25 protein-coding genes and 1 pseudogene are annotated in these 24903 nt (G+C 71.4%); 11 read left to right on the top strand and 15 right to left on the bottom strand.

The window, feature by feature from the left end; translation table 11 throughout:
• Window positions 1–5 precede the first annotated feature (5 nt).
• Window positions 6–1052, bottom strand: a complete 1047-nt coding sequence (purM, locus tag WCE39_RS02415; RefSeq protein ID WP_343275119.1) for a phosphoribosylformylglycinamidine cyclo-ligase — start codon at window positions 1050–1052, stop codon at window positions 6–8.
• Between the two features lie 112 nt (window positions 1053–1164).
• On the opposite strand from purM, the gene WCE39_RS02410 reads away from it, so the two are divergent.
• From WCE39_RS02410 to hda, 3 genes and pseudogenes are all read left to right on the top strand, one after another.
• Window positions 1165–2232 (top strand): DUF2066 domain-containing protein, encoded by a 1068-nt coding sequence (locus WCE39_RS02410; RefSeq protein WP_343275118.1) that lies wholly within the window; start codon window positions 1165–1167, stop codon window positions 2230–2232.
• Between the two features lie 11 nt (window positions 2233–2243).
• Window positions 2244–3365, top strand: a pseudogene (locus WCE39_RS02405) (AI-2E family transporter); the annotation flags it as partial.
• 122 nt (window positions 3366–3487) lie between these two features.
• Window positions 3488–4210 (top strand): DnaA regulatory inactivator Hda, encoded by a 723-nt coding sequence (hda, locus tag WCE39_RS02400; RefSeq protein WP_343275117.1) that lies wholly within the window; start codon window positions 3488–3490, stop codon window positions 4208–4210.
• Between the two features lie 41 nt (window positions 4211–4251).
• On the opposite strand, the gene rnk is transcribed toward hda, so the two are convergent.
• The 5 genes from rnk to WCE39_RS02375 all read right to left on the bottom strand — a co-directional run bounded on the left by rnk (window position 4252) and on the right by WCE39_RS02375 (window position 7290).
• Window positions 4252–4662: a nucleoside diphosphate kinase regulator gene (rnk, locus tag WCE39_RS02395; RefSeq protein ID WP_343275116.1), complete on the bottom strand. Its 411-nt coding sequence runs from the start codon at window positions 4660–4662 to the stop codon at window positions 4252–4254.
• A 132-nt stretch (window positions 4663–4794) separates the two neighbouring features.
• Window positions 4795–5613: a M15 family metallopeptidase gene (locus tag WCE39_RS02390; protein ID WP_343275115.1), complete on the bottom strand. Its 819-nt coding sequence runs from the start codon at window positions 5611–5613 to the stop codon at window positions 4795–4797.
• A gap of 10 nt (window positions 5614–5623) precedes the next feature.
• Window positions 5624–6229, bottom strand: coding sequence for a hypothetical protein (locus WCE39_RS02385; RefSeq protein ID WP_343275114.1), 606 nt, complete (start codon window positions 6227–6229; stop codon window positions 5624–5626).
• On the bottom strand, window positions 6226–6414 hold the full coding sequence (locus tag WCE39_RS02380) for an Arc family DNA binding domain-containing protein (RefSeq protein WP_343275113.1): 189 nt from the start codon (window positions 6412–6414) through the stop codon (window positions 6226–6228). The genes WCE39_RS02385 and WCE39_RS02380 overlap by 4 nt, the downstream gene beginning before the upstream one ends.
• Window positions 6415–6423: 9 nt before the next feature.
• The gene (locus WCE39_RS02375) at window positions 6424–7290 is read right to left on the bottom strand and encodes an SPFH domain-containing protein (RefSeq protein WP_343275112.1); all 867 of its coding nucleotides are present in this window, start codon (window positions 7288–7290) and stop codon (window positions 6424–6426) included.
• A 165-nt stretch (window positions 7291–7455) separates the two neighbouring features.
• On the opposite strand from WCE39_RS02375, the gene WCE39_RS02370 reads away from it, so the two are divergent.
• Entirely contained in the window at window positions 7456–7887 is a 432-nt protein-coding gene (locus WCE39_RS02370; protein WP_343275111.1) for a hypothetical protein, read from the top strand.
• Between the two features lie 21 nt (window positions 7888–7908).
• On the opposite strand, the gene WCE39_RS02365 is transcribed toward WCE39_RS02370, so the two are convergent.
• Both WCE39_RS02365 and WCE39_RS02360 read right to left on the bottom strand, forming a co-directional pair.
• On the bottom strand, window positions 7909–9141 hold the full coding sequence (locus tag WCE39_RS02365) for an endonuclease/exonuclease/phosphatase family protein (protein ID WP_343275110.1): 1233 nt from the start codon (window positions 9139–9141) through the stop codon (window positions 7909–7911).
• Window positions 9138–9980: an arginyltransferase gene (locus WCE39_RS02360; RefSeq protein ID WP_449283947.1), complete on the bottom strand. Its 843-nt coding sequence runs from the start codon at window positions 9978–9980 to the stop codon at window positions 9138–9140. The genes WCE39_RS02365 and WCE39_RS02360 overlap by 4 nt, the downstream gene beginning before the upstream one ends.
• A 61-nt stretch (window positions 9981–10041) precedes the next feature.
• On the opposite strand from WCE39_RS02360, the gene WCE39_RS02355 reads away from it, so the two are divergent.
• Window positions 10042–10737 carry an EF-hand domain-containing protein gene (locus WCE39_RS02355; protein ID WP_343275108.1) on the top strand — a complete coding sequence of 232 codons (696 nt, stop codon included), beginning with the start codon at window positions 10042–10044 and terminating at the stop codon, window positions 10735–10737.
• Between the two features lie 95 nt (window positions 10738–10832).
• Here the strand turns inward: WCE39_RS02355 and WCE39_RS02350 are convergent, their stop codons facing one another.
• The 4 genes from WCE39_RS02350 to WCE39_RS02335 form a co-directional block, all read right to left on the bottom strand.
• A complete protein-coding gene (locus WCE39_RS02350; RefSeq protein WP_343275107.1) occupies window positions 10833–11966 on the bottom strand; it encodes an RNA polymerase sigma factor in 1134 nt (377 codons plus the stop codon).
• A gap of 90 nt (window positions 11967–12056) precedes the next feature.
• A complete protein-coding gene (locus WCE39_RS02345) occupies window positions 12057–12911 on the bottom strand; it encodes a hypothetical protein (RefSeq protein ID WP_343275106.1) in 855 nt (284 codons plus the stop codon).
• Window positions 12912–12915: 4 nt separating this feature from the next.
• Window positions 12916–13818 (bottom strand): acyl-CoA thioesterase II, encoded by a 903-nt coding sequence (tesB, locus tag WCE39_RS02340; RefSeq protein WP_343275105.1) that lies wholly within the window; start codon window positions 13816–13818, stop codon window positions 12916–12918.
• A 59-nt stretch (window positions 13819–13877) separates the two neighbouring features.
• Window positions 13878–14399: an N-acetylmuramoyl-L-alanine amidase gene (locus tag WCE39_RS02335; RefSeq protein WP_343275223.1), complete on the bottom strand. Its 522-nt coding sequence runs from the start codon at window positions 14397–14399 to the stop codon at window positions 13878–13880.
• 105 nt (window positions 14400–14504) lie between these two features.
• Between WCE39_RS02335 and WCE39_RS02330 the strand changes: the two genes are divergently transcribed.
• From WCE39_RS02330 to WCE39_RS02320, 3 genes are all read left to right on the top strand, one after another.
• Window positions 14505–15041: a hypothetical protein gene (locus WCE39_RS02330; RefSeq protein WP_343275104.1), complete on the top strand. Its 537-nt coding sequence runs from the start codon at window positions 14505–14507 to the stop codon at window positions 15039–15041.
• Window positions 15038–17215 carry a bifunctional 23S rRNA (guanine(2069)-N(7))-methyltransferase RlmK/23S rRNA (guanine(2445)-N(2))-methyltransferase RlmL gene (rlmKL, locus tag WCE39_RS02325; RefSeq protein WP_343253855.1) on the top strand — a complete coding sequence of 726 codons (2178 nt, stop codon included), beginning with the start codon at window positions 15038–15040 and terminating at the stop codon, window positions 17213–17215. Before WCE39_RS02330 ends, rlmKL begins: the two co-directional genes overlap by 4 nt.
• Before the next feature lie 146 nt (window positions 17216–17361).
• On the top strand, window positions 17362–18234 hold the full coding sequence (locus WCE39_RS02320; protein WP_343275103.1) for a pirin family protein: 873 nt from the start codon (window positions 17362–17364) through the stop codon (window positions 18232–18234).
• Window positions 18235–18292: 58 nt separating this feature from the next.
• Here WCE39_RS02320 and WCE39_RS02315 read toward each other — a convergent pair whose 3' ends face one another.
• The 3 genes from WCE39_RS02315 to WCE39_RS02305 all read right to left on the bottom strand — a co-directional run bounded on the left by WCE39_RS02315 (window position 18293) and on the right by WCE39_RS02305 (window position 20627).
• Window positions 18293–18736: a hypothetical protein gene (locus WCE39_RS02315; protein WP_343275102.1), complete on the bottom strand. Its 444-nt coding sequence runs from the start codon at window positions 18734–18736 to the stop codon at window positions 18293–18295.
• A 159-nt stretch (window positions 18737–18895) separates the two neighbouring features.
• The gene (gene murU, locus WCE39_RS02310) at window positions 18896–19603 is read right to left on the bottom strand and encodes an N-acetylmuramate alpha-1-phosphate uridylyltransferase MurU (protein WP_343275101.1); all 708 of its coding nucleotides are present in this window, start codon (window positions 19601–19603) and stop codon (window positions 18896–18898) included.
• 10 nt (window positions 19604–19613) lie between these two features.
• A complete protein-coding gene (locus tag WCE39_RS02305) occupies window positions 19614–20627 on the bottom strand; it encodes an aminoglycoside phosphotransferase family protein (RefSeq protein WP_343275100.1) in 1014 nt (337 codons plus the stop codon).
• 85 nt (window positions 20628–20712) lie between these two features.
• Between WCE39_RS02305 and WCE39_RS02300 the strand changes: the two genes are divergently transcribed.
• The 3 genes from WCE39_RS02300 to cysC are packed head-to-tail and all read left to right on the top strand — an operon-like array spanning window position 20713 to window position 24892.
• The gene (locus WCE39_RS02300) at window positions 20713–22152 is read left to right on the top strand and encodes a mannose-1-phosphate guanylyltransferase/mannose-6-phosphate isomerase (RefSeq protein WP_343275099.1); all 1440 of its coding nucleotides are present in this window, start codon (window positions 20713–20715) and stop codon (window positions 22150–22152) included.
• On the top strand, window positions 22149–23063 hold the full coding sequence (gene cysD / locus WCE39_RS02295) for a sulfate adenylyltransferase subunit CysD (protein ID WP_343275098.1): 915 nt from the start codon (window positions 22149–22151) through the stop codon (window positions 23061–23063). Before WCE39_RS02300 ends, cysD begins: the two co-directional genes overlap by 4 nt.
• A complete protein-coding gene (cysC, locus tag WCE39_RS02290) occupies window positions 23063–24892 on the top strand; it encodes an adenylyl-sulfate kinase (protein WP_343275097.1) in 1830 nt (609 codons plus the stop codon). Before cysD ends, cysC begins: the two co-directional genes overlap by 1 nt.
• Window positions 24893–24903 lie beyond the last annotated feature (11 nt).

Here is a 24903-nt window from a genome sequence, read left to right as displayed (position 1 = left end):
CGCGCTCAGCCGATGCGCACGCGGGGCGTGCCGGCGCTTTCCGGCGCCACCGAGCCGATCGTCCAGTGCGCCAGCGACAGCGCGTCGAGCGCGGCCGACACCGCCGCCGCGCGCGCGGGATCCACCACCAGCACGAAGCCGATGCCGCAGTTGAAGGTCCGCCACATTTCTTCCGGCGCCACCGCACCTTCCCGCTGCAGCCAGGCGAACACCGGGGGCAGCGGCCACGCGCCCGCGTCGATGTCGACGCCCAGGCCGTCGGGCACCACGCGCACGATGTTTTCCGTCAGGCCGCCGCCGGTGATGTGCGCCATGGCGTGGATCGCCGCGCCTTCGGCGCCGCGCAGCAGCTCCAGCACCGGCTTCACGTACAGCGCGGTGGGTGCCATCAGCGCGTCTTCCAGGCGTACGCCGCCGAGGTCAGTGTCGCCGGGGCGGCCGGCGCGGTCGTAGATGCGGCGGATCAGCGAATAGCCGTTGGAATGCGGGCCGCTTGAGGCGATGCCGACGAGCACGTCGCCGGCGGCAACGCGGCCGCCGTCGCGCAGTTCGGACTTCTCGACCGCACCCACGGTGAAGCCGGCCAGGTCGTACTCGCCCGGGGCGTACATGTCGGGCATCTCGGCCGTCTCGCCGCCGATCAGCGCGCAGCCCGCCAGTTCGCAGCCCTTCGCGATGCCGCCGACCACTGCCACGGTGGTGTCGATGTCGAGCTTGCCGGTGGCGAAGTAGTCGAGGAAGAACAGCGGTTCGGCCCCCTGCACCAGCACGTCGTTGACGCACATGCCGACCAGGTCGATGCCGATGGTGTCGTGGCGGCCGAGTTGCTGCGCGAGCTTGAGCTTGGTGCCGACACCATCGGTACCCGAGACCAGCACCGGCTCCCGGTATTTGCCCGACAGGTCGAACAGCGCGCCGAAACCACCCAGCCCGCCCATCACCTCGGGGCGGAAGGTGCGCTTCACCAGCGGCTTGATGCGTTCGACGACTTCATTGCCCGCGTCGATGTCGACGCCGGCGTCACGGTAGGTCAGCGGAGTGGGGCTGGTCACGATGCTTCGCCGCGCAGGAAAACGTCGATTTTAGCAGCCTCCGGGCCGTCTTCATGGACGCGGCGACGCCGCTGCGGCACCATTCCGCTCTACACCGGTCCAGGGAACGACGATGCCCAAGGCGTTGCTGCTCGCGCTGCTCCTCGCACTTCTGCTCCCGGGCTGGGCCCATGCCCAGCGCGTCGAGGGCGATCGCGCCGGGGCCAGCGGCCTGTATTCGGCCGAGGTTACGGTCGGCAGCCAGACGGAATCGGCCCGCCAGTCGGGCTTCGGGCGCGCGCTGGCGCAGGTCCTGGGCAAGCTGTCCGGCGATGCCCGCGTGGCGAACCGCCCGGGCGTGGCGCGCGAACTGCGCCGCGCGGGCGATTTCGTCGAGGGCTACGACTATCGCCAGGACGAAGGCCGTTCGGCGGCCGGCTCGCCCACCTACAGCACGGTGCTGGTGGTGCGCTTCCGCGAGGACGAGGTCAATGCCATCGCCGGTGCGCTCGGCCTGCCGGTGTGGCCGGAGCCGCGGCCCAAGCCGGTGCTGTGGCTGGCCATCGACGATGGCAGCGGCCCGCGCCTGGTGGCGCTGGGGCAGAACAACGTCGCCCGCCCGGTGCTGGACCGGGCGATCGAGCGCGGCTACCGCCTGGGCCTGCCCAACGGCACGGCCGCCGAACAGGCCGCGGTGGGCGCGATCTGGCGCGGCGACACCGCGGCGATCTCACGCATTTCCGCGCGCTACAGCCCGCCGATGCAGCTGGTCGGCAAGCTTTATCGCGCCGGTGGCGGCTGGAAGGCCGACTGGACCTTCATCGACAACGGGCGCGTGCTCGCCAACTGGTCGGAGGAGGACGGACAGGCACGTCGCGCCATCGCCTCGGGCGCCGACGGCGCTGCGAACGCGCTGGTGCGCCGCTATGCCAAGGCCAGCCCCGTGGGCGAGCCCGGCGTCGAGCGCGTGGTGGTGACCGGCATCAACAGTGCCAACGATTACGTGCGCCTGTCTTCGTGGCTGCAATCGACGTCGGTGGTGCGCGGCATCCGGCCGCTGCGCGCAACGCCCAACAGCCTCGAGCTCGAGCTCGACCTGCTGACGGGCCTGGCCGGCTTCCGCCGCGTGCTCGACGAAGCGGTGCTGGTCGAGTCGGGCGCCAACATCGAGGGCGTGCCGCCCGAGTTCTACCTGCGCTGAGGCCCGGATCCATGACTGGTCACGCCGACGACGTGGTTTCGCGCTTCATCATGCGCCTGCAGTGGGCGCTGATCCTGGCCGCGGTCGGCTGGCTGGTGTGGCGGCTGGGGCCGGTACTCACGCCGTTCGTGCTCGCCGCGCTGCTGGCCTGGATGGGCGATCCGCTGGTCGATCGACTGGAGGAGTCGGGGCGTTCGCGCAACGTCGCGGTGCTGCTGGTGTTCACCGCGATGCTGCTCCTGCTGGTGCTGGCCCTGGTGATCCTGGTGCCGATGATCGTGGCCCAGGTGCGCACGCTGGTCGATTCCATGCCGGAGTACCGGGACTGGTTGCTGCAGACCGCACTGCCCTGGGTCGAGGCGCGCAGCGGGATCGACATCGATGCCTGGCTGGATCCCGCGCGGCTGATGGAATACATCCGCGAGCATTCCGAGCGCGCCGGCGGCATCGCCGCGACCGCGCTGGGCGTGGTGTCGCGCTCGGGATTCATGATGCTGGCCTGGATCGCCAACATCGTGCTGCTGCCGGTGATCACGTTCTTCTTCCTGCGCGACTGGGACCGCATGGTGGAGCGCATCGCCTCGGTGATCCCGCGCGACCACGTGGACACGGTCAGCCGCCTGGCGCGCGAGTCCAGCGAGGTGCTGGGCGGCTTCCTGCGCGGGCAGTTCCTGGTGATGGTGATCCTGGGCGTGATGTACGGGCTCGGCCTGTGGCTGGTGGGCCTGGAACTGGGCCTGCTGATCGGCCTGATCGCCGGCCTGTTCACCTTCATTCCCTACATCGGCCCCGCCACCGGCATCATCCTTGGCGTGATCGCGGCGCTGATCGAGTACGGCGACTGGCAGCACCTGCTGGGCGTGGCCGTGGTGTTCACCGTCGGCCAGGTGGTCGAAAGCTACTGGCTGACGCCGAAGCTGGTCGGCGACCGCATCGGGCTGCACCCGGTGGCGGTGATCTTCGCGGTGATGGCCGGCGGCGTGCTGTTCGGCTTCGTGGGCATGCTGATCGCGCTGCCCGCGGCGGCGGTAGTCAACGTGCTGCTGCGCTTCGCACATGAGCGCTATACCGCCAGCAGGCTCTACGCGGGCCGCGCCGCCGAGGCGGAGATGGACGTGGTCGTGGATACCAGTGTGGGCGTGGCCGGCGGGCTCCCGGCGCACGTGGTGGTGCCTGCGGTGGCCGTGGCGCTTCCGGGCGCGGCTGACGGGGTACCGCCGCGCGACGGCGAGCCCGGGCCCAGCCGCGAAGGCGCGTGAACCGGCAGCTGCCGCTGGCGCTGCGCTACCCGCCGGACCAGCGTTTCGACACGTTCGTGGATGCGCCGCCCGCGGCGATCGGGCAGCTGCGTGCACTGGCCGCCGGCGCCGGCGAATGGCTGTACCTCGATGGCGGCGTTGGGACCGGCAAGACCCACCTGGCGCTGGCCGCGTGCGCCGTGGCCGATGCGTCGGGGCTGCGCGCGACCTACCTTCCCCTGGCGCTGGCCGCGGGGCGCCTGCATGAAGCGCTGGAGTCGCTGGGCGACGGTCCCGGGCTGGTCGCGCTGGACGGCCTGCAGGCCATCGCCGGCCGGCGCGACGACGAAGTCGCGCTGTTCGATTTCCACAATCGTGCGCGCGCCGCCGGCGGCAGCGTGCTCTATGCGGCCTCGGCGGCCCCGGCCGCGCTGCCCGTGGGCCTGCCGGACCTGCGTTCGCGGCTGGGCCAGTGCGTGCGCATCGCCCTGCAGCCGCTGGACGATGCCGGCCGTGCCGAGGTGCTGCGCCTGCGCGCGCGCCGGCGTGGATTGCAGTTCGACGAGGCCGCGATCGCCTGGCTGCTCCGGCGCGCCGGGCGTGACCTGGCAGGGCTCACGGCCCAGCTGGACGCCCTGGACCGGGCGTCACTGGCGGCGCAGCGCCGGGTGACGGTGCCGTTCCTGCGCGAGGTGCTCGGGTCCGCGGTCGGCCAGGGGCCGATGAGCCAGGCGCCGTAGACCGCCTGCTGGCGGCCAGGCCGCCGGGCACGCAGCGTGACTCAGCGGTGGTATTCGCCCGCGCGCTCGGGCTGATAGGTCACTTCCTCGATCAGCACCTTGATGGCGCCGCCGCCGGGCTTGGGCCATTCCATTTCGTCGCCCTGGGACAGGCCGAGCAGGGCGCTGCCCACCGGCGCCAGCACCGAGATGCGATCGGCGCTGCCGTTGGCATCGCGCGGATAGACCAGGGTGAGCTGGAAGCTCTCGTCCGGGCCGACGCGGAAACGGACCGTGGAGTTCATGGTCACCGTGGTGGACGGGACGTCCTTGGGGGCGACCACGTCGGCACGCAGCAGCTCGGCCTCGAGCGCATCGCGGCCGGGGAAGGCGCCGTCGGGAAGGGATTCGAGCAGGCTCTCCAGGCGCTCGGAATCCAGCGTCGAGATGGTGATCTTGGGTCGGGTGTTCACGCGTGCGTCTCCTGACAATGCGCTTGCCGCCAGCAACGCGCCCCGGGCGACGTCTCGCGTCGGCCGGGGCGCGGGTGGGCTGGCGGCTATTGGTGTTCGTTGCCGTCAATGTAGCTGCAGCCGGCCACGATCTCAATCGGTCCGCGCGATCCCATCGTAGCGCCAATGCCAGGGCTCGTGGACGATGCCGTGCGGGTTGTCGCGCGGATAGCTCATCGTGAAGCCGAACGCTGCGGCGTGGGCATGGAGCCATGTGAAGGCCGCGGTGTGTTCGAAGGATTCCTCGGCCGCCGGCTCCCCGGGCGCGCTGATGTCGATGGCTCGCCCTGAATGGTGTTCGGACCAGCCAGGGGCCGCGTTGACGGCGAGGATGTCGTCGATGGCGAGCCCGCGCGCGAGCTTCCGCTCGATGATGCCGGCCTGGTAATCGTGGCTGCGGTAGCCGGACACGGCCTCCAGTACGATGCCGTCGCGGGCCGCTGCACCCGCCAGGTGTCGCCAGCCGCGGGCGGCGTCCACGCGCAGCCAGAGCGCCCTGCGATAGCGGTCGTGGCCGGCAAGGTCCAGCCAGGCAGGCTCGGCCTCCAGCGCCAGCCCGGTGCGCGCGGCATAGGCCTCGCCATCGATACCCAGGGCCTGCAGGCGCGCGGCCAAGCGCACCGGTGGCAGGGTCGGCACCATGTCGATGCCGGCGCGCAGGCCCGCGTGCGGCGGATGATGCAGCACCTCCAGGGCGGCATCGATCCCGGGTTCGCGCGCCAGCCGCGGGACCAGCGGCAGCAGGCCCTCCGGAAGGTCGGCAGCGAGCAGGGTGCCGTCGCGCTTGCGCCGCAGCACGGTGCGTGCGCGAGCCAGGGCGCGGGCGTCGCGGTTGCCGCGGGCACGCAGCACGCCGCCCGGCCAGAGTTCGATGTCGGGGGTGTTGGCCAGGATGGCGTCGCGACCGCGCATGGCTGGAAGGCTAGCGCCTGCGGCCGCCGTCCGCCATGGCGCGCAGCCGGTCGAGCAGCGCCTGCGGACTCGCCGGCTGCAGCAGGAGTCCGTGCCCGGCGGCGGTGGGGATCCACAGCAGGCGCTTGCCGCCGGCGGTGGCCACCAGCGCCCGCTCGCCGCTGCGCAGGCGGAACCAGCCGCTGCGGAAACCGGGGATGGAGACGCCGTTGGTCCGCAGCATCGCGCGGAATTCGGGCCGTTCGTCGGGATCGACCACGCGCGCATGGGCGAGGTCCAGCGCATCGAGGCCGAAGTGCCGGCGATAGAAGGTGGTGGCGAGCTCCAGCCCGCCCGCGTCCAGGCGCAGGCGATGGCGGCGGACCAGCGCGGCCAGCGCGCCCCAGAGCACCAGGCAGAACGCGGCGACGCTGGCGAAGGCACGGACCGCAAGCGCATTCTGGCCCTCGCCGCTGCCGCTGCCCGAAAGCTCGGTCAGGCCGACCAGCACCAGCGGCAGGACCACCACCAGCGCGAACAGCCAGGCCTGCGCGCGCGGCGAGGCCGGCACCAAGGCCGTGGCGGCCTCGTTGCCGTGGACCGCGCCGTGGCGGTTGTTGTCATCGGTCACTGTCATTCTTTCTCCCCTTTCCTGGAGCTGGTGGTGCCCCGTTCCGGCAGCCGTCCCGCCTTGCGCAGCGCCTCGCGCAGCAGGTATTCGATCTGGGCGTTGGCGCTGCGCAGGTCATCGTCCGCCCAGCGCTGCACGGCCGCGAGGATCGCGGCGTTGATGCGCAGCGGATAGGCCTTCTTCTCAGACACGGCGCGCCATCAGTACAGCGAGCCGGAGTTGACCACCGGCTGTGCGCCGCGGTCGCTGCACAGCACCACCAGCAGGTTGCTGACCATCGCCGCCTTGCGTTCTTCGTCCAGCGTGACCACGCCGCTCTTCTCCAGTTCGGCCAGGGCCAGCTCGACCATGCCGCAGGCGCCGGCGACGATGCGCGTGCGCGCCGCGACCACGGCGTTGGCCTGCTGCCGCTGCAGCATCGCCTGCGCGATCTCGGGCGCGTAGGCGAGGTGGCTGATGCGCGCCTCCAGGACCTCCACGCCCGCCGAGCCCAGGCGCTCGTCCAGGTGCTGCTTGAGCTCGTTGGAGATTTCCACGGGGTGGCTGCGCAGCGACATCTGGCCGTCCTCGTGCTGGTCGTAGGGATGGGTCGTGGCCATGGCGCGCAACGCCGCCTCGGACTGGATGTGGACGAAGCTCTCGTAGTCGTCGACGTTGAACACCGCTTCGGCGGAATCCACCACCTTCCACACGATCACCGCCGCGATCTCGATCGGGCTGCCCTCGAGCTCGTTGACCTTGAGCTTGCCGCTTTCGAAGTTGCGGATGCGCAGCGAGACCTTGCGCTTGGCGAGGAAGGGATTGTTCCAGCGCAGGCCGTTCTCGTGGACGGTGCCGACGTACTTGCCGAACAGGCTCAGCACCGCCGACTGGTTGGGCTCGACCATGTACAGGCCGGCAAGGCAGAACAGCGCGATGCCGCCGATGGCGATCGCCGCGACCAGCTGGAGCACGGCGCCGCCGTTGACCAGCGCCTGGAAGAAAAACCAGCCGCAGGCCAGCGCCACTGCGAGCAGGGCCAGCAGCACCGGGATGCCGGACAGGGAGCGGATCGGGTTTTCCTTCATGGCTGGTCTCCGGACGCGTGGGCTTGGTAGAAATTATTGATATCAGATTGATATGTGTTTGTCGAGCGTGGCGGCGCCGTAGCGGCGCCGGCGCGATGGCCATGAACGGCGCGCGTCGCGGCAAGCTGCGATGATGGCCCCCGATCCCCGGAGGGCAGACCACTGATGAAAGGCCGCGACGGCTATGCCGTGTTTTTCTTCCCGCAGGCGATCGAAGCCCTTGGGGACGCCATCAAGCCCTACATCCAGGACAGTCCGGTGGTCGGCCCGCACGTGCCCTGCGACGAGGTCGACACCGGCGGCGCACTGATCGAGCTCACCATGAAAGGCCGCATGCCCACGGGTGACGACGTCACGCTGGAGCTGATGGTGCCGACGTCGATGGTGCGGATGATCGTGTCGCGGCAGAGCGGCGGCATGTTCGGTTTCGGGCCGCGCAGCCACGAGGCGGTCGCCCAGGTGGCGCTGCCGGTCATTGGCGCTTCGGCGCCGGCGGCCGAAGCGCCGACCGGAGCAGTGCCGGCAAGCGCCGGGACCAGCTCGCCCGCGGTGGCGGCCCCGGCCGAAGGGGATGCCGCCGCCAAGCCCGCGCCCTGAAGCCAGGCGCGGGAACGGCGGTCAGTTGCCGAGGTCGATCCAGACCAGGCGGTGGTCGCTGCCGTCGAGTATGCCGGCGCCGTCAGTGCCGGGGGCCGGCCAGTACACGCCTGAATCCAGCGCCTGGAAACCGGTGGACGGCAGGGCATAGTCGAGCCGCAGCGGACCCGTGCGCGGGCCGAAGTCGCCAGTGGCATGGGCCACGCTGCCGCGGCGGCCGGGTTGGTCGGCACCCGCGGCGTGCGCGGCGCCTTCGCTGCGCGGGGTCGCCATGCGCAGTACGCGCGGGTGTTCGAGCAGCTCGACGATGGCCTGGTGGCGGCCGTCGCCATGCACCGGATCGTTGTTGAGGTCGCCGAGGATCACGAAGCGCGCGTCTGCAACCAGTCCGCCGCAGTGGCCCGCGTCGTCGCAGAGCCACGGTGCCTCGCCAGCGCCGATGTATTCACTCCACAGCCGGATCTCGTCGTGGTTGCGAGCGCCGTTGCGGTCTTCCGGGCCGTCGAACACCGGTGGCGTCGGGTGCGAGGCCAGCATGTGCACGGTGCCAAGCGGAGTGTGAACCGGCACATCCCAGTGCGATTTCGACGACAGTCGCAGCTGTTCCCAGATGGCGTCCGTGTACCAGGGCGCACCGGTCTCCGGATCCACCGGCCGCGCGGCGCCGGGCATCGTGCTCCAGCGCAGGTGCTGGAAGCGGCGCGCGGCCCCTGCGTCGATGGGATACCTGGACAGCAGCAGCATCCCGTATTGGCCGGGGTGCAGGCCATAGCCCCAGGCGTCGTTGCCGCGGCCGCGCGCGGCCGCCGCGTCTTCGTCCGGCGCGGGCTGGCCTGCGCCGACGTGCCCGCTGCGGTCAAGGTCAAGGCCGCTGGGCACGCCGGTGTTCACCGGCGCGATGTAGCGGTAGGGGTAGCGCAGTGCGTCGCCGCCGCCGGGCTGGGGGACTTCCAGGTAATCGCGCTGGAACGCATCCGCCGCGCGGCCGCTGGCGTCGTAGTCGAACTCGTTGACCAGCACCACGTCGGGACGGACCCGTTGCAGCACCGCGGCCACCTTGCGCGCATCGGCGTCGGCCGATTCAAGTCGCCGCAGCAGGCCCCCGGCGTCATCGGAATAGAGCGATGCGTTGTAGCTGGCGACGCGGAGGGTCGGGTGCGGGGTCATGGACGGTCCGGGATCTCCGTGGACGTGGACGCGAACGCAGCCGGCAAGCAGCGCGCAGCAGAGCAGCGCGGCAAGGCGCACGGTCATGCGTCACCCGCGCGGGCAAGTGCCTGCCAGCCACGGCCGTCAAAGTGTTCCAGGGGCTGGAACCCGCGCTTGTAATCCATTTTCATGTGTCCCTGGATCCAGTAACCGAGGTAGAGGTGCCGGTGGCCGTCGCGCCGGGCCCAGGCGAGCTGCTGCAGGATGGCCAGCGTGCCCAGGCCGCGCGCGGGCTCGTCGGGATCGTAGAAGGTGTAGACGGCCGACAGCGCATCATCCACCAGGTCGGTGACAGCCACCGCAAGCAGGCGCCCGCTGGCGCGCAGTTCGAGGAAGCGCCCCTGCGACCAGCTGCCGACCAGGAACTGCGCGAACTCCGCCTTGCCATGATCGTCCATGCCGCCGCCGGGATGGCGGTTGACGAGGTAGCGGCGGTAAAGCTCGAAGCGTTCGGCGTTCTCGTCCGCGGGGAGGATCCGCGCCTGCACGTCGGCGTTGCGCGTCAGGCAGCGGCGCTGGCTGCGGTTGGGCACGAAGTCGGCCACGGGGATGCGCACCGGCACGCAGGCGCGGCAGCCATGGCAGTGCGGGCGATAGACCAGGTCGCCCGAGCGGCGGAAGCCCCAGGCCAGCGCACGCGCATAGGACTGGGCCAGCCGCGGGTCGCCGGGATCGAGCACCAGGTCGCGCGCGGGGCGGTCGGGCCAGTAGCCGCAGGGGTGTTCGGCGGTATGGAACAGGCGCAGCGGCGCGGGCTCAACCATGGTGGGCCCGGCTCGGCGGTGCGTGGACGGCGGGAAGCATGCGGGCAGGATACTGCGCCGCGTCGCAGCGGCTGCGAACCGGCTGCAGGCTGAACGCCGCCGGCCGCCCGTCAACCGCATCCAGCGCCAGGCGTTGACCCATGCACATGCAGCAATGCCGCTGCGAGCAAAGGAGTCACGCATGAAACGTCATGCCCTGTTCTTCGCCACCGCCCTGGCCGTGGCTTCCCTCGGTACCGCCGGCCCGGCCGCCGCGCAGTCCGTGCCGGCGGCCAGCGCCACCAAGGCCAACGCCGCGGCCAAGGCCGGCACCGATGCTCCACGCGCCGCCAAGGGCGAGCGCCCGATGCGCCACGGCAAGGGCCACGCCGGCCATCGCGGCGGCCACGCCATGCGCGGCGGCATCGAGCGCATGGACAGCGATGAGGACGGCCGCATCAGCCGCGCCGAGTTCGACGCGGGCAAGGCCGCGGGGGACGTCCGTCGCGCCGCCCGCGTCGCCGGGCGCGAGCAGGCCGGTGCCGGCGAATCCGCGCGCCGCGCCCGTGCCGGACACGCTGGCCCCGGCCGCGACCGGATGGGCCAGCGTGCGCGCATGGGCTTCGATTTCGATGCCATCGATGCCAACAAGGACGGCTTCATCGTCCGCAGCGAAGTGGCGGCCCACCGCGATCGCATGCATGGGCAGATGCGCGCCAAGCGCGCCGAGCGCTTCGCCGAAACCTTCGCTGCGGCCGATCTGAACAAGGATGGCAAGCTCAGTCGCGTCGAGATCGACGAGAAGATGCCGCGACTGTCGAAGCGCTTCGCATGGATGGACGACAACCGCGACGGCTTCCTGGGCCGCGCGGAACTGGAAGCCGACAGGCGCCGCTGAGCAGGTGTTCCGCTGATGGGGTGGCGCCGGTTCAACCGGTGCCGGGGCCCGCGCCCATGGCGCGGGCCTTTTCATTTCGATCTGGTCCCTTGGCCTCAGCCCTTGAGATACAGAAGCAGCAGTCCGCCGATGACTGCCAGGTTGCTGATGGCCACGCCGCTCGGACCGAAGGTCAGCCGATACAACAGCTGTCGTGAGCGTGCGCCTTCGGGGTTGCGGATGGCATCCCGCCGCAGCAGCGGCTGCATGGTGCGCGCCAACGGACCGAGCAGCTGGTAGTTCAGCACTGCGATCGCGGCCAGTGCCAGTGCGTACGTCGGCACCAGGCTGTCGAAAGCGAAGGCCGAGGCCAGGGTCAGGCCGACAGCCAGCAACGAGGTCCAGATGTAGGTGTTGTAAACGCGAAGGACCCCCCCGCGCTCCACGTCGTCGTCGGCGTATGCGGTGAGCATCTTCCGGCACAGCCAGGCGGTGACAAGGCCGGCGAGCAGGCCGCCGCCCAGCGCGCCGGCGGTGCCAAGCACGCCCTTGCCGAACACGCTGCCGATGACGCTGCCACCGACCTTGGCGAAGCCGGCCGCCGCCGCGGGGCGGCTGAAGCCGAGCATGGCCGTGACGCCCACCGCGAACGCGGTGCCGGGCGCGGTGGAGCGGGCGAAGTCGCTGAAGCGCGACATCAGGTCGTCGCGCAGGCTCCTGCGGGCGCGGGACAGGCGCTTGCGCACGGCGGCATCGGACAGGCCCAGCAGCTCGGCCACCTGGCGCGAGTTCTGGCCCTCGCGGTAGTACAGCAGCAGCACTTCGCGGCTTTCTTCGGGGAGTTCGGAGATCAGCTCGGCGGCCATTCGCTCGCGCTCGGCGTCGAGCAGCTGCTCTTCGGGCAGTGCCGAGGGGTCGGCCGCGTGGTTGATGGCGATCTCGGCGGCTTCGCCCTGGACCGCGCGCTGGCGGTGCCGGCGCAGGTGGTCATAGGCGAGGTTGCGGGTGATCTGGCGCAGCCAGGGCAGGAAGCTCGCAGGATTCTGCAGGCGCTTGAGGTTCTGCCACGCCGACAGGAAGGCCTCCTGGGCGATATCTTCGCTGGCGGCCGGGTCGCGGGTGATGGCCAGGGCCACCGCGGTCACCGTGTTCTGGCTGGCGACGATGATGCGGGTATAGGCCTGCTGGCAGCCGCCGGCCGCGGCGGGCAGGTCGCGATGGATCAGGGCATCGATGGCGCAGGTGGTCATGGGCTGTTCGCAAGGCGGCGCCGGACGGGCGCCATCCTATCCGGACGCGGCGGCGCGCGAAATGTGACCGGTGGCAGGGACGACCGGGCCTCAGCGCCGGTTGTCGCGCAGCCAGTCCCTGCCTTCGCGGCGCACGGCCACGTCCCGGGGCTCCTCCCCGCCCACGGCCAGGCGCACGGTTCCGCTGCCGGAGCCGTCGGTGGCGTAGCCGGAGACCATCACCCGCAGATGTCCATCGTCACAGTTCGAGGCGGGGCGCAGGTCGAGGCCTTCGCCGGCCAGCGCGTGCACGAGTGCTGGATCCGGGTCGGCGCCGTCGATGCCGAGGCAGCCGCGCCTGGTCCCGGCCGCGGCCAGCGCGTCACGCAGCAGGGTGGCCGCCAGCGCCGGCGGCGTGGCGATCACGAAGGCTTCGTCGGGCAGGGTGGCGACAAGCGGCATGTCCGGTGCGGATGGCGCCGGCGCAGGCCCGCCGGCGCCAGGCGTGGCGGCGGGGACCGCCATCGCCGGGCCCGCGGCCAGGGCATCGTCGTCGCCGGGCCCGCGGCTGGCGCGATAGGCGATCATCACCAGCGCCACCATCACCGCCACTCCCAGGAGCAGCCCGTAGCGGAAGCGTCCGCCGCCCCGCGCCGCGAGCGGCGAGCTGGTGCCACCCGCCAGCGACGGCGGTGGCGGCAGGAAGCTCTCGCTGCGGCCCGTGTTGTCCTGCAGCAGGCCGGCCTCGCGCAGCATGTGGCGCGCCTCGGGCTGCTGGTCGGAGCGGATGACCCAGACCGCGGGGCGCGGGCCGCTGTTGTTGCCGTCGCGATAGCTGAAGTTGCCCCGGATGGCACCGCGGTAGGAACGGCCGTTGCTGATCCTGACCTCGATGCCGGCCTCTTCGAGCAGCCGGGCCACCGCTTCGACATTCTCGATGCGGGCGCTGGAAAACACCTGGCGCACGGCGTCAGCTCCGTGCCGGGACCTGCCCGGGCTGCCCTTCGACCACCCGGATCATCCCTTCCTGCGCGGTGCTGGCCACCAGCCGGCCGGCGCGGTCGTAGATCATGCCGCGAGCCAGTCCGCGCGAGCCCTGCGCGCTGGGGCTGTCGATGGAATACAGCAGCCAGTCGTCGGCGCGGAACGGACGATGGAACCAGAGCGCGTGGTCGAGCGAAGCCATCTGCACCTTCGGCTGGTAGTAGCTGATGCCGTGCGGGAAGGTGGCCGTGCCGAGCAGGTGGAAATCGGAGGCGTAGGCGAGCAGCGTGCGGTGCAGCTCGGGCGCATCGCCGACCTTTTCGGCCAGGCGGAACCAGACCTGCTGGTAGGGCGGGCGCTTGGGCGGATCGAGCTCGTCGCGCGGATAGACGTGGCGGAACTCGAACGGACCGCTGCGGTCGAGCCAGCGCTGGATCTTGATCGGCAGCTTCGCGAGCACCTTGTCCGGGATCGCCGGTGCGGGCTCCAGATCCTCGGGCTGCGGCACTGCGGGCATCGACAGCTGGTGCTCGGCGCCACCCTCCGGCTCCTGGAACGACGCGGCGCAGAAGAAGATGACCTTGCCGTGCTGGATCGCGGTCACCCGGCGCACCGAGAAGCTGCCGCCGTCGCGGGTGCGGTCGACGTCGTAGACGATCGGGTGCTCGATGTCGCCGGCGCGCAGGAAGTAGGCGTGCAGCGAATGCGCCGCGCGCGGCTGCGACAGCGTGCTCTGCGCCGCCGACAGCGCCTGGCCCAGCACCTGGCCACCGAAGACGTACTTGGTGCCGATGTCGCGGCTCTGGCCGCGGAACAGGTTGTCCTCCAGGCGCTCGAGGGTGAGCAGTTCAAGGAGTTCGGAAGCGGGGGCGGGGGCGCTGTTGGGCATCCGCCGATTATACGGTGGCGTGCGGTGAACCCCGGCCGGCAAGCGCGCCCGCAGCAGAGCTAGAGCGGCGGAGGCAGGGGCAGGCGCCGCAGCGACGTGGCGTCCAGCACCCGCTGCCAGGGGAACATCGGTCCGGGATCGCGCTTGCGCGCCACCTGGATCGCGGGGTTGTCGTCGGCGGCGACCGTGGCGGTATCGAGATCCTCGTGGCCGGAGATCCAGCGCAGCGCGGGCAGCTCGCGGGCCAGCACCGCCAGCAGTGCAAGCAGCGCCTCGATCTGGGCCTCCGGATACGCTTCCTCCATCGCCTGGCGGCGCGAATCCAGCCAGTCCGGCCAGCGCCCTGTGTTCACCAGTTCAATGCCCACCGATCGCGGGTTGAAGCCGCGGACGTGGTGCGCGACCCGCGCCGGATCCACCCAGCGTTCGGTGGCGCCGTCGCGATCGACGTACCAGTGCCCGCTGTTGCCCGTGCCGCTGGCCGGGTACAGCACGCGTTCGCCGTATTCGCGCGCGGTGGCGAGGTCCGGCAGTTCGGTGCAGTGGATGACCACCAGGTCGACCTGCGCCAGCGGGCGCATCTCCAGCAGGGACTCGTAGGGCAGGGGGTCGATGCGCACGTCGCGGCCGGGGCGGGGGACGGCGCGATGCTAGCATTCACATTCCCCCGAACTTTCCCGGACCCCATGACCGCACGCGGCCATTGCATCCTCTCGCACGGCTTCGAAAGCGGCCCCGACGCCACCAAGGTCACCGCGTTGGCCGACGTCGCCGAACGCCTGGGCTGGAGCCACGAGCGTCCGGACTACACGGGTTTCGACGCCATGCATGACGTCAGCGACCTCGGCGACGTCGCCCGGCGCCTGGCCCACCTGCAGGCGCTCGCCTCCGCCCGCGCCGCCGAAGGCCCGCTGGTGCTCGCGGGGTCGAGCCTGGGCGCCTGGATCTCCGGGCGGGTCTCGCTTGAAGTGCCCACGCGCGCGCTGTTCCTGATGGCGCCGCCGGTGAACCTGGCCAAGGCCTACCCGCTCCAGGCCGGCGCGGTGCCGACCGCGATCATCCACGGCTGGCACGACGAGCTGATACCGGCCGCCGATGTCGTCGCCTGGGCGATGCCGCGTCGCGACCGCCTGCTGCTGGTCGACGACAGCCACCGCCTGTCCGCGCATGTCGAAGCTTCGGCGGCGCTGTTCGCCGACCTGCTGGGCGCGCTGTCGCCGTGAAATTCTTCGCAAGCTGCGGCAAGGGCCTGGAATACCTGCTGGCCGACGAGCTGGTTGCGCTCGGCTGCGCGCGCGCGACCGCCACCGTCGCCGGCGTCAACGTCGAAGGCGAGCTCGCCGACGCCCAGCGCGCGGTGCTGTGGTCGCGCCTGGCCAGCCGCGTGCTGTGGCCGCTGGCCGAGTTCTACTGCGACGACGAAGACACGCTGTACCGCAACGCCGTGGCCCTGCCGTGGGCCAGCCACCTGGCGCCGGGCCGCACGCTGGCGGTCGATGCCCGGGTGTCCGGCGAAGGCATCACGCATGCGCGCTATGCAGCGCTGCGGGTCAAGGACGCCGTGGTCGACAGCCTGCGCGCCGAGACCGGGGCGCGCCCGGACGTCGACCTGGATGCGCCCGACCTGCGGCTGAACCTGGTGGTGCGCAAGGGCCGCGCGATCCTTTCCGTCGACCTCGGCGGCGGCTCCCTGCACCGTCGCGGCTGGCGTCGCGCGCAGGGCGATGCGCCGCTGAAGGAAACCCTGGCCGCCGCGGTGCTGCTGCGTGGCCAGTGGCCGCAGGTGCATGCCGAGGGCGGCGCGCTGCTGGATCCGATGTGTGGCAGCGGCACGCTGCTGGTCGAAGGCGCGGCCATGGCCGCGGACGTGGCGCCCGGCCTTCTGCGCCATGGCGAGGTGCAGCCCTCGCGCTGGAGCGGCTTCGATGCCGGCGCGTGGACCGCGCTGCGTGAAGACGCACTGGCACGTGAGCGCGCGGGACGCGATTCACTGCGGCCGGTGTTCTACGGCAGCGACGTCGATCCGGCAGCGCTGCGGGCCGCGCACGAGAACGCGACCGCCGCAGGCTTCGGTGACGTGCTGCAGCTGGAGGAACGCCAGGTTGCCGCGCTGCGGCCGATGATCCAGGTCCGCGGCCTGGTCGCCAGCAACCCGCCCTACGACGCGCGCCTCGCCGCCGACGCCCAGCTCTACCGCGGACTTGGCGATGCCCTGCGCCGGATCGCGCCGTACTGGCGCGCCAGCCTGCTCTGCGGCAGCCCGGACCTGGCGCGGGCCACCGGCCTGCGCCCGCAGAAGGTCTACCAGGTGTTCAACGGTGCGCTGGAGTGCTCGCTGCTGGTCGTCGATCCGGTGCAGCCGCCGCTGCGCGAGGACGCCACGCCCCGCCCGCTGTCGCCCGGCGCGCAGATGCTTGCCAACCGCCTGCGCAAGAACCTGCGCGCGCTGAAGTCCTGGCGCGTGCGCGAGGGCATCGGCTGCTACCGCGCCTACGACGCCGACCTGCCCGAGTATTCGGCCGCTATCGATGTCTACACCGAAGCCGACGATCCCGATGCGACCTGGCTGCATGTGCAGGAATACGCCGCGCCGGCGGACATCCCGGACGCCGACGTGCGCCGCCGCTTCGGCGAAGTGCTGGCGGCCGCGCGCGAAGTCTTCGGCGTCTCGCGCGAGCGCGTCGCGACCAAGGTCCGCGCGCGTGGCAAGGGCGGCAGCAAGTACGCCGATGCCGCGGCCCTGCGCCGCGGTGAATACATCACGGTGCGCGAGGGCGCGGCGCTGCTGCGGGTGAACCTGTTCGACTACCTCGACACCGGCCTGTTCCTCGACCACCGCCCGCTGCGCGCGCGCCTGCAGCGCGAGGCGCGCGGCAAGCGTTTCCTCAATCTGTTCTGCTACACCGGCGCGGCCACCGTGCATGCGGCGGTGGGCGGCGCGGCCAGCACCACCAGCGTCGACCTGTCGGCGACCTACCTGCAGTGGGCGTCGGACAACCTGCGCGGCAACCGCGTCGACGGCCGTATCCTCGGTGGCAACGCGCATCGCCTGGTGCAGGCCGATGCCGTGGCCTGGCTGGAGGCCGACACCGGCGAGTACGACCTGGTCTTCTGCGACCCGCCGACGTTCTCGAACTCGGCGCGCGCCGATGATTTCGACATGCAGCGCCAGCACGTGCAGCTGCTGCAGGCCGCGGTCGCGCGGCTGTCGCCGGACGGGGTGCTGTACTTCTCCAACAACTACCGCCGCTTCCGCCTGGACGAGGAGGCGGTGGCGGCGTTCGCGGAGTGCGAGGACATCACCGCCGCGACGATCCCGCCTGACTTCGCGCGCAACCCGCGGATCCACAAGGCCTGGCGGCTGCGCCGCCGCTCCTCCGGCGCGCGCGCCCTGTAACAGCGGCTGCAGCCGCGATTCCCGGCGTGTTGCGCACCGCCGGCCTTGCTGCAGTCCGGTTCGGCGGATCAGACAGTTGCACGCGTGGCGCTGTCCTCACCGCGCGGCGGCACCATGATGTGGGAGAGCCTCCAGAGGAACCCGCCATGACCACTTCCGATTTCGACTCCACCCGCGTGGTGCGCAAGCTGCGCGGCCAGCCCGCCTCCGACGGCGCCGGCGTGAAGCTGACGCGCGTGATCGGCGGCGCCGGGCTGCCCGACCTCGATCCGTTCCTGCTGCTCGATGAATTCGGCACCGATCGCGCCGAGGACTACATCGCGGGCTTCCCGGAGCATCCGCACCGCGGCTTCGAGACCGTCACCTACATGCTCGACGGCCGCATGCGCCATCGCGACAACCATGGCAACGAGGGCCTGCTGGTGCCCGGCAGCGTGCAGTGGATGACCGCCGGCCGCGGTCTTGTGCACTCGGAGATGCCCGAGCAGGAGGAAGGCCGCATGCGCGGTTTCCAGCTGTGGGTGAACCTGCCGGCGAAGGACAAGATGATCGAGCCGCGCTACCAGGAGTTCGCGCCCGACCGCATTCCGCGCGTCACGCCGGCGGAAGGCGTCGATGTCCGCGTGGTGGCGGGCGAGATCGCCTCGGCCGACGGCTGTCGCGTGCGCGGGCCGATCGAACAGCCGGCCACCGATCCGCTGTACCTGGACGTGTCGCTTGCGCCTGGCGTCGCCTGGGAGCACCGGCTGCCCGAGGGCCAGAGCGCGTTCGCCTACGTGTTCGAGGGCGAGGCGCGGATCGGATGCGGCGACGAGGCGCGCGCGCTGGCAACCCGGGAGCTTGGCATCCTCGGCGGCGGCGATGCGCTGCGCGTCCAGGCCGGCGCGTCCGGAGCGCGCCTGCTGCTGGTCTCCGGCCGGCCGCTGCGCGAGCCGGTGGCGCGCCACGGACCCTTTGTGATGAACACGAAGCAGGAGCTCATGCAGGCCTTCGCGGACTTCCAGGAAGGCCGCTTCTGAGCCTGGCGCCCGGAGCATGCGCGCCGGGCCGTGCCCGCCCGGCCTGCGTCGCGCCGGCTCAGTTGGTCGAAAGGCGGACCACGTCGAAGCGCAGTTCCCGCGCCAGCGACATCGCTTCCGACAGCTGCGTCTCGTCGCCGCGCAGCGAGATGTGGGCCACGTTGCTGCTGTCGAGTTCGACCAGGGTCTCGCGCACTTCGATGCCGGACTGGCCGGACAGCTCGCTGCGGTACCACCAGGTGTCCTTGCCGTCGATCACGGTTTCCACGGTACGGTTGCCGCGGCGCGGGCGGAACGGCGCATCGCCGGTGATCATCACCGCGAGCACCTGCGCGCCGTCGCTGGCGCGGATGGCCTTGCAGAAGGTGTAGTCCTTGCCGTCGAGCTTCTCCCAGGCCAGTCCGCTGGTGGCGGGAAGCGCGGGGCAGTCACTGCCGGACTGTGCATGGGCGCTGCACGCGGCAAGCAGCAATGCCGTGGCCAGCACGGTGGTCGCTTTCATCATTCATCCCCTTGGGCGGCACGTATCGAGGTGCGCCTCGCTTGATCGTGTCTTGTGCGGCGCGACAAAATCCGTGACCTACGTCACGGTTATCGCATCCAGGCGTCCGCTGAGGCCGCTGCCGGCGCCGAAACGACGCGACGGGCGACGTGCGCAGGATCAGCGGCCGGCATCGAGCGCACGCGACAGCGCGTCGAGCCGCTCGGGCGTGCCCACGTCGGTCCAGTGGCCGCGGTGGTGCTCGCCCCGGATCGCGCCTCGCGCCATGGCCGCGCGCAGCAGCGGCGCCAGCTTGAAGCGCGGCGGGCGGGCGTCCGCGCCAGGTGCATCGCCGATGACGTCGCGCCAGCCATGCAGCAGCGACGGCCGGTAGACGCCGATGCCGGAAAACGTGAGCCGCGGCGTGTCGCCGGCGTGCACGCAGCCATCCGCGTCCAGCGTGAAGTCGCCGCGCGGATGATGGTCGGGGTTGTCGACGAGCACCAGGTGGGCGTCGCCCGTGGGTGCGTCCGGCAGGCGCCTGAAGTCGAGGTCGCACCACACGTCGCCATTGACCGCGATGAAGGGCGCGTCGCCCAGCAGCGCCAGCGCATGCAGCATGCCGCCGCCTGTTTCCAGCGGCGTGTCGCCCTCGTGCGCGTAGTGCAGGCGCAGGCCCCAGCGCGATCCGTCGCCAAGCAGCTGTGGAAACTGCGATGCCAGCCACGAGGTGTTGATCGCCACGTCGCGCACGCCGGCCGAGGCCAGCTTCTCCAGGTGCCAGGCGATCAGCGGCTTGCCGCCGGCCTGCAGCAGCGGCTTGGGCGTGTGGTCGGTGAGCGGGCGCATGCGTTCGCCAAGGCCGGCCGCGAAGACGAGGGCTTTCACTGCGCGTCCCTCAGCCCGCCGCCGCGGCGGCCAGCGCCGGGCGCACGTGGCGGTCCAGCACGCCGGCCAGGGGCGCGAGCGCCGGATGGCGCGGCAGGGCGTCGTCCAGGTAGGCCAGGAAGCGCGGCGCGTCGGCGATGTACTTCGGCTTGCCGTCGCGGTGGTGGAGGCGGGCGAAGATCCCGAGCACTTTCAGGTGGCGCTGCACGCCCATCAGCCCCGCGTCGCGCAGGAAGCGCTCCGGGGAGGCGGGCACGGGCACACCCCCCGCCACGGCGCGAGCGTGGTAGTGCGCAAGCCAGGCATCCACGCGCGCGGTTGGCCAGCTCAGGAAGGCATCCTTGAAAAGGCTCACCGGGTCGTAGGACACCGGGCCCAGCACCGCGTCCTGGAAGTCGAGCACCGCCAGCCCGCCGGCCACCGGCATGAGGTTGCGCGGCATGAAGTCGCGGTGCACCAGCACCCGCGGCTGCGCCAGCGCGCTGTCGATCAGCACCCGGTAGACCAGGTCGAGGGCCTCGAGATCGGCGCAGTCGAGGGTGGCGCCAAGGTGGCGACCAAGGAACCACTCGTCGAACAGGCGAAGCTCCCGCGCGAGCAGGGCTTCGTCGTAGTGCGGCAGGTCGCTGGGCGCGGGGATCGCCTGGATGCGAAGCAGCTGGTCGATGGCGGCATCGAAATGGGCGTCGGCGTTGCCGGCGTCGATGACGTGGAGCAGCGTGTCCACGCCCAGGTCTTCAAGCAGCAGGAAGCCACGCTCCACGTCGCGCGCCAGCAAGCGCGGCACGCGCACGCCGCCACCCTCGAGCAGTTCGTGCATCTTCAGCCAGGGCCGGACGTCCTCCAGCGCGGGGGGCGAGTCCATCACGACCAGGCTGGCATCGCCAGCGCCCGCCGTGCGCCAGTAGCTGCGGAAGCCGGCGTCGGTCGACGCGCGTTCGAGCTCCAGGCCGGGTCGCCCGGCGGCGGTACGGGCCCAGTCCAGGCGTTCGGTGGCGTGCGTTCTTTCACTGGCTGTGGTCATGCAGGCTGCGGTCTTCGGCCGTCGGGGCGGCGGTGCGCACAGGGTAAACTTCGCGCTTCCCCTTAGACAGCCAGGCCGCGCCGCCATGACCCAGCTGCAACCCGTGCTCCTCTCCGGCGGTTCCGGCACGCGCCTGTGGCCGCTGTCGCGCGAGGCGTATCCCAAGCAGTTCCTCGCGCTGACCGGCGAGCACACCATGCTCCAGGACACGTGGCTGCGGGTGGCGCCCCTGGCCGCGCTGGCGCCGATCGTGGTCGCCAACGAGGAGCATCGCTTCCTGGCCGGCGAGCAGCTGCGCCAGGTGGGCGTGGAGGGCGCGGCGATCATCCTGGAGCCCGTCGGCCGCAACACCGCCCCGGCGATCGCCGCCGCGGCCCTGCAGGCCATGGCCGGTGGCGCCGATCCGCTGCTGCTGGTGCTGCCGTCGGACCACGTGGTGCGCGATGCCGGGGCGTTCCGCGCCGCCGTGGCCGAGGCGTCCGCGGCGGCCGATGCCGGTGCACTGGTCACGTTCGGCATCGTGCCGGAGGGGCCGGAAACCGGCTTCGGCTACATCCAGGCGGGAGCGGCTACGGCCCAGGCGGATGCGGGCGGGGCTGGCACCGGAAACGGCGTGCGCGAGGTGCTGCGCTTCGTCGAAAAGCCCGACGCCGCCACCGCCCAGGCCTACGTGGATGCGGGCGGCTACTACTGGAACAGCGGCATGTTCCTGTTCCGCGCCTCGCGCTACCTGGAAGAGCTCGGCCGCTTCCATCCGGACATGCTCGATGCGGTGCGCCGCGCCAGCGACGGCGCGACCCGCGACGGCGACTTCGTGCGCCTGGACAAGGAGGCCTTCGCGTCGTCGCCTTCGGACTCGATCGACTACGCGGTGATGGAGAAGACCGGCCGCGCCATGGTGCTGCCGGTGGACATCGGCTGGAACGACGTCGGCTCCTGGTCGGCGCTGTGGCAGGTCAGCGAGCGGGACGCCGACGGCAATGCCGGCCATGGCGACGTGATCGCGGTCGGCAGCCGCAACAGCTATGCCTGGTCGCGCCGCCTGGTTGCGCTGGTGGGCGTGGACGACCTGGTCGTGGTGGAGACCGACGACGCGGTGCTGGTCGCGCACAAGGACCGGGTGCAGGAGGTCAAGGACGTGGTCGCGAGGCTGAAGGCCGACGACCGCAGCCACGCCGTGCTCCACCGCGAGGTGCACCGGCCCTGGGGCAGCTACGACTCCATCGACCGGGACGAGGGTTTCCAGGTCAAGCGCATCAAGGTCAAGCCCGGCGGCCGGCTGTCGCTGCAGTCGCACGAGTGCCGGGCCGAGCACTGGATCGTGGTCCGGGGCACGGCGCGGGTGACGCGCGACAACGACGTCTTCGAGCTGCATGCCAACCAGTCGACCTACATCCCGCTGGGCGCCAGGCACCGGCTGGAGAACCCGGGCACGGAGGTGCTGGAGCTGATCGAAGTGCAGTCCGGCGACTACCTGGGCGAGGATGACATCGTCCGCTACGAAGATGTCTACGGGCGTTCATGAGCGACGTGGACGCGATCGACGCCCAGCTCGAGCGGCTTGAAGCCGAGAGCCTGCACATCCTGCGCGAGGTCGCGGGGCAGTGCCGCAAGCCGGTGATGCTGTACTCGATCGGCAAGGACAGTTCGGTGCTGCTGCACCTGCTGCTGAAGGCCTTCGCGCCGGCGCGGCCACCGATCCCGCTGCTGCACGTCGACACCACCTGGAAGTTCCGGGAGATGATCGCCTTCCGCGATCGTCGCGCCGCGGAGACCGGCGTGGACCTGCGCGTGCACGTGAACCCCGACGGCGTGCGCGACGGCATCGGTCCGCAGAGCCACGGCGCGAGTCGCCACACCGAAGTGATGAAGACCCAGGCGCTGCGCCAGGCGCTGGACGCCGGAGGCTTCGACGCCGCGATCGGCGGGGCCCGTCGCGACGAGGAGAAGTCGCGCGCGAAGGAGCGCGTGTTTTCCTTCCGCGACGCGAACCAGCGCTGGGATCCGCGCCGTCAGCGCCCCGAGCTGTGGAACCTGTACAACGCGCGGGTGAACCCGGGCGAGAGCATGCGCGTGTTCCCGCTGTCCAACTGGACCGAACTCGATGTCTGGCGCTACGTCCGCCGCGAAGGCATTCCGGTGGTGCCCCTGTACTTTGCCGCAGAGCGCCCGGTGGTGGAGCGCGACGGCACGCTGGTGATGGTCGACGACGAGCGCTTCAGGCTCGAGCCTGGCGAGGCCCCGGCAATGCGCCGCGTGCGTTTCCGCACCCTCGGCTGCTACCCGCTGACCGGCGCGGTCGAATCCGACGCCACCGACCTGGACGCGATCATCGCCGAGATGGAGGCGGGCACGCAGTCCGAGCGCGCCGGCCGCCTGATCGACCACGCCGAGGGCGATTCGATGGAGAAGAAGAAGCGCGAGGGCTACTTCTGATGGCGCGTGATTTCCTGCGCATCGTCGCCTGCGGCAGCGTGGACGACGGCAAGAGCACCCTGATCGGTCGCCTGCTGGCCGAAGCCGGCCGCGTGCCCGACGATGAGCGCGCCGCGCTGGCGAAGGCCAGTGCAGTGCATGGCACCCGCGGCGGCGACGTCGATTACGCGCTGCTGCTGGACGGGCTCGAGGCCGAGCGCGAGCAGGGCATCACGATTGATGTCGCATGGCGCCACCTGGACACGCCGCGCCGCCGCTTCCTGATCGCGGACTGCCCGGGGCACGTGCAGTACACGCGCAACATGGCCACCGGCGCGTCGGTGGCCGACCTCGCCATCGTGCTCGTCGACGCCACCCGCGGCCTGCTGCCGCAGACCTTCCGCCACACCGCGATCGCGGCGATGTTCGGCGTGCGCCACGTGCTGCTGGCGGTCAACAAAATGGACCGCATCGGCCACGATCGCGCCGTCTTCGAGGCGATCGCGGGCGCATACCGTGCGCACGCCGCGAAGCTTGGCATCGCCGATGCCGTCGCGATCCCGCTGGCCGCCGCGACCGGCGCCAACGTCACCGCGCGTTCGGACGCGATGCCCTGGCATGACGGGCCGACCGTGCTCGAACACCTGGAGTCCGTGCAGGTAGAACCCCGCGACGCCGACCTTGCCGTGCGGCTGCCCGTGCAGCTGGTGCTGCGCGACGACGATGGCGGGCGCTGGCTGGCCGGCACCGTCGCCTCGGGCACGCTGCGCGTGGGCGACGCGCTGCGCATCGAGCCCGACGGCGTCGCCGCGACCGTCGCCGGCCTGCGCCGCGGTGGCGTCGAGGTCGACAGCGCGTACGCCGGCAACGCTGTCTCGGTGCGCCTGGCGGAGGACGTCGACGCCGCACGCGGAGACGTGCTTGCCGCCGCCCCCGCGCCCCTGGCGGCCACCGACCAGTTCGTCGCCGACCTGCTGTGGTTCGATGACGCCGCGCTGCTGCCCGGGCGGCGCTACCAGCTCCAGGCGGGCCCCCGCGTGGTTGGCGCGCGCGTCGGTGAAATCAAGCACCTGCTCGATCCCGAAACGCTGCAGCCGCTGGCCGCGAAGCGCCTGCAGGCCAACGACATCGGCGAAGTGGTGCTGTCGCTCGACGCGCCGATCCCGTTCGCGCCGTTCGCCGACGAACCGGCGATGGGCGGCTTCATCCTGGTCGACATGCTGAGCCGCGCCACCGTCGCGGCCGGCATGGTTCGCCATGGCCTGCGCCGTGCCGACAACATCCACTGGCAGGCGCTGGACGTTGACCGCAACGTGCGTGCCGCGCTCAAGGGCCAGCGCCCGCGCTGCGTCTGGTTCACCGGCCTGTCGGGCGCCGGCAAGTCGACCATCGCCAACCTGGTCGAGCGCGGGCTGGTCGCGCGCGGCTGCCACACCTACCTGCTGGACGGCGACAACATCCGCCACGGCCTCAACCGCGACCTGGGCTTCACCGATGAGGACCGGGTGGAGAACCTGCGCCGCATCGCCCACGTCGCGCGGCTGATGACCGATGCGGGGTTGATCGTGCTGGTGAGCTTCATCGCGCCGTTCCGCGCCGAGCGCCGGTCCGCGCGCGCGCTGTTCGCCGAGGGTGATTTCATCGAGGCGTTCGTGGATACGCCGCTGGCCGAAGCCGAGCGACGCGACGCCAAGGGCCTGTACGCCAAGGCGCGCCGTGGCGAACTCCCCAACTTCACCGGCATCGACTCGCCCTACGAGCGGCCGGAGGATGCGGAGCTGGTGCTGGACACGATGTCGGCAGGGCCCGAGGCGCTCGCGGAACGCGTGATCGCAGCGCTCCTGGACTGAAGCCCGGCCCG

The sequence above is a fragment of the Luteimonas yanweni genome (assembly GCF_039548475.1).
Classification (GTDB): Bacteria; Pseudomonadota; Gammaproteobacteria; order Xanthomonadales; family Xanthomonadaceae; genus Luteimonas.
Note: the sequence above shows the minus strand (reverse complement) of the source record. Positions and strands in the feature narration are given on the sequence as shown.

Bases quoted from the DNA above. Each gene is read 5' to 3' on its own strand.
- WCE39_RS02410 (WP_343275118.1), top strand. From the start codon at position 1,165: ATGCCCAAGGCGTTGCTGCTCGCGCTGCTCCTCGCACTTCTGCTCCCG.
- WCE39_RS02390 (WP_343275115.1), bottom strand. From the start codon at position 5,613: ATGCGCGGTCGCGACGCCATCCTGGCCAACACCCCCGACATCGAACTC.
- WCE39_RS02385 (WP_343275114.1), bottom strand. From the start codon at position 6,229: ATGACAGTGACCGATGACAACAACCGCCACGGCGCGGTCCACGGCAAC.
- WCE39_RS02375 (WP_343275112.1), bottom strand. From the start codon at position 7,290: ATGAAGGAAAACCCGATCCGCTCCCTGTCCGGCATCCCGGTGCTGCTG.
- WCE39_RS02370 (WP_343275111.1), top strand. From the start codon at position 7,456: ATGAAAGGCCGCGACGGCTATGCCGTGTTTTTCTTCCCGCAGGCGATC.
- WCE39_RS02365 (WP_343275110.1), bottom strand. From the start codon at position 9,141: ATGACCGTGCGCCTTGCCGCGCTGCTCTGCTGCGCGCTGCTTGCCGGC.
- WCE39_RS02360 (WP_449283947.1), bottom strand. From the start codon at position 9,980: ATGCGGTTGACGGGCGGCCGGCGGCGTTCAGCCTGCAGCCGGTTCGCA.
- WCE39_RS02355 (WP_343275108.1), top strand. From the start codon at position 10,042: ATGAAACGTCATGCCCTGTTCTTCGCCACCGCCCTGGCCGTGGCTTCC.
- WCE39_RS02350 (WP_343275107.1), bottom strand. From the start codon at position 11,966: ATGACCACCTGCGCCATCGATGCCCTGATCCATCGCGACCTGCCCGCC.
- tesB (WP_343275105.1), bottom strand. From the start codon at position 13,818: ATGCCCAACAGCGCCCCCGCCCCCGCTTCCGAACTCCTTGAACTGCTC.
- WCE39_RS02335 (WP_343275223.1), bottom strand. From the start codon at position 14,399: ATGCGCCCGCTGGCGCAGGTCGACCTGGTGGTCATCCACTGCACCGAA.
- WCE39_RS02330 (WP_343275104.1), top strand. From the start codon at position 14,505: ATGACCGCACGCGGCCATTGCATCCTCTCGCACGGCTTCGAAAGCGGC.
- WCE39_RS02320 (WP_343275103.1), top strand. From the start codon at position 17,362: ATGACCACTTCCGATTTCGACTCCACCCGCGTGGTGCGCAAGCTGCGC.
- WCE39_RS02315 (WP_343275102.1), bottom strand. From the start codon at position 18,736: ATGAAAGCGACCACCGTGCTGGCCACGGCATTGCTGCTTGCCGCGTGC.
- WCE39_RS02305 (WP_343275100.1), bottom strand. From the start codon at position 20,627: ATGACCACAGCCAGTGAAAGAACGCACGCCACCGAACGCCTGGACTGG.
- WCE39_RS02300 (WP_343275099.1), top strand. From the start codon at position 20,713: ATGACCCAGCTGCAACCCGTGCTCCTCTCCGGCGGTTCCGGCACGCGC.
- cysD (WP_343275098.1), top strand. From the start codon at position 22,149: ATGAGCGACGTGGACGCGATCGACGCCCAGCTCGAGCGGCTTGAAGCC.
- cysC (WP_343275097.1), top strand. From the start codon at position 23,063: ATGGCGCGTGATTTCCTGCGCATCGTCGCCTGCGGCAGCGTGGACGAC.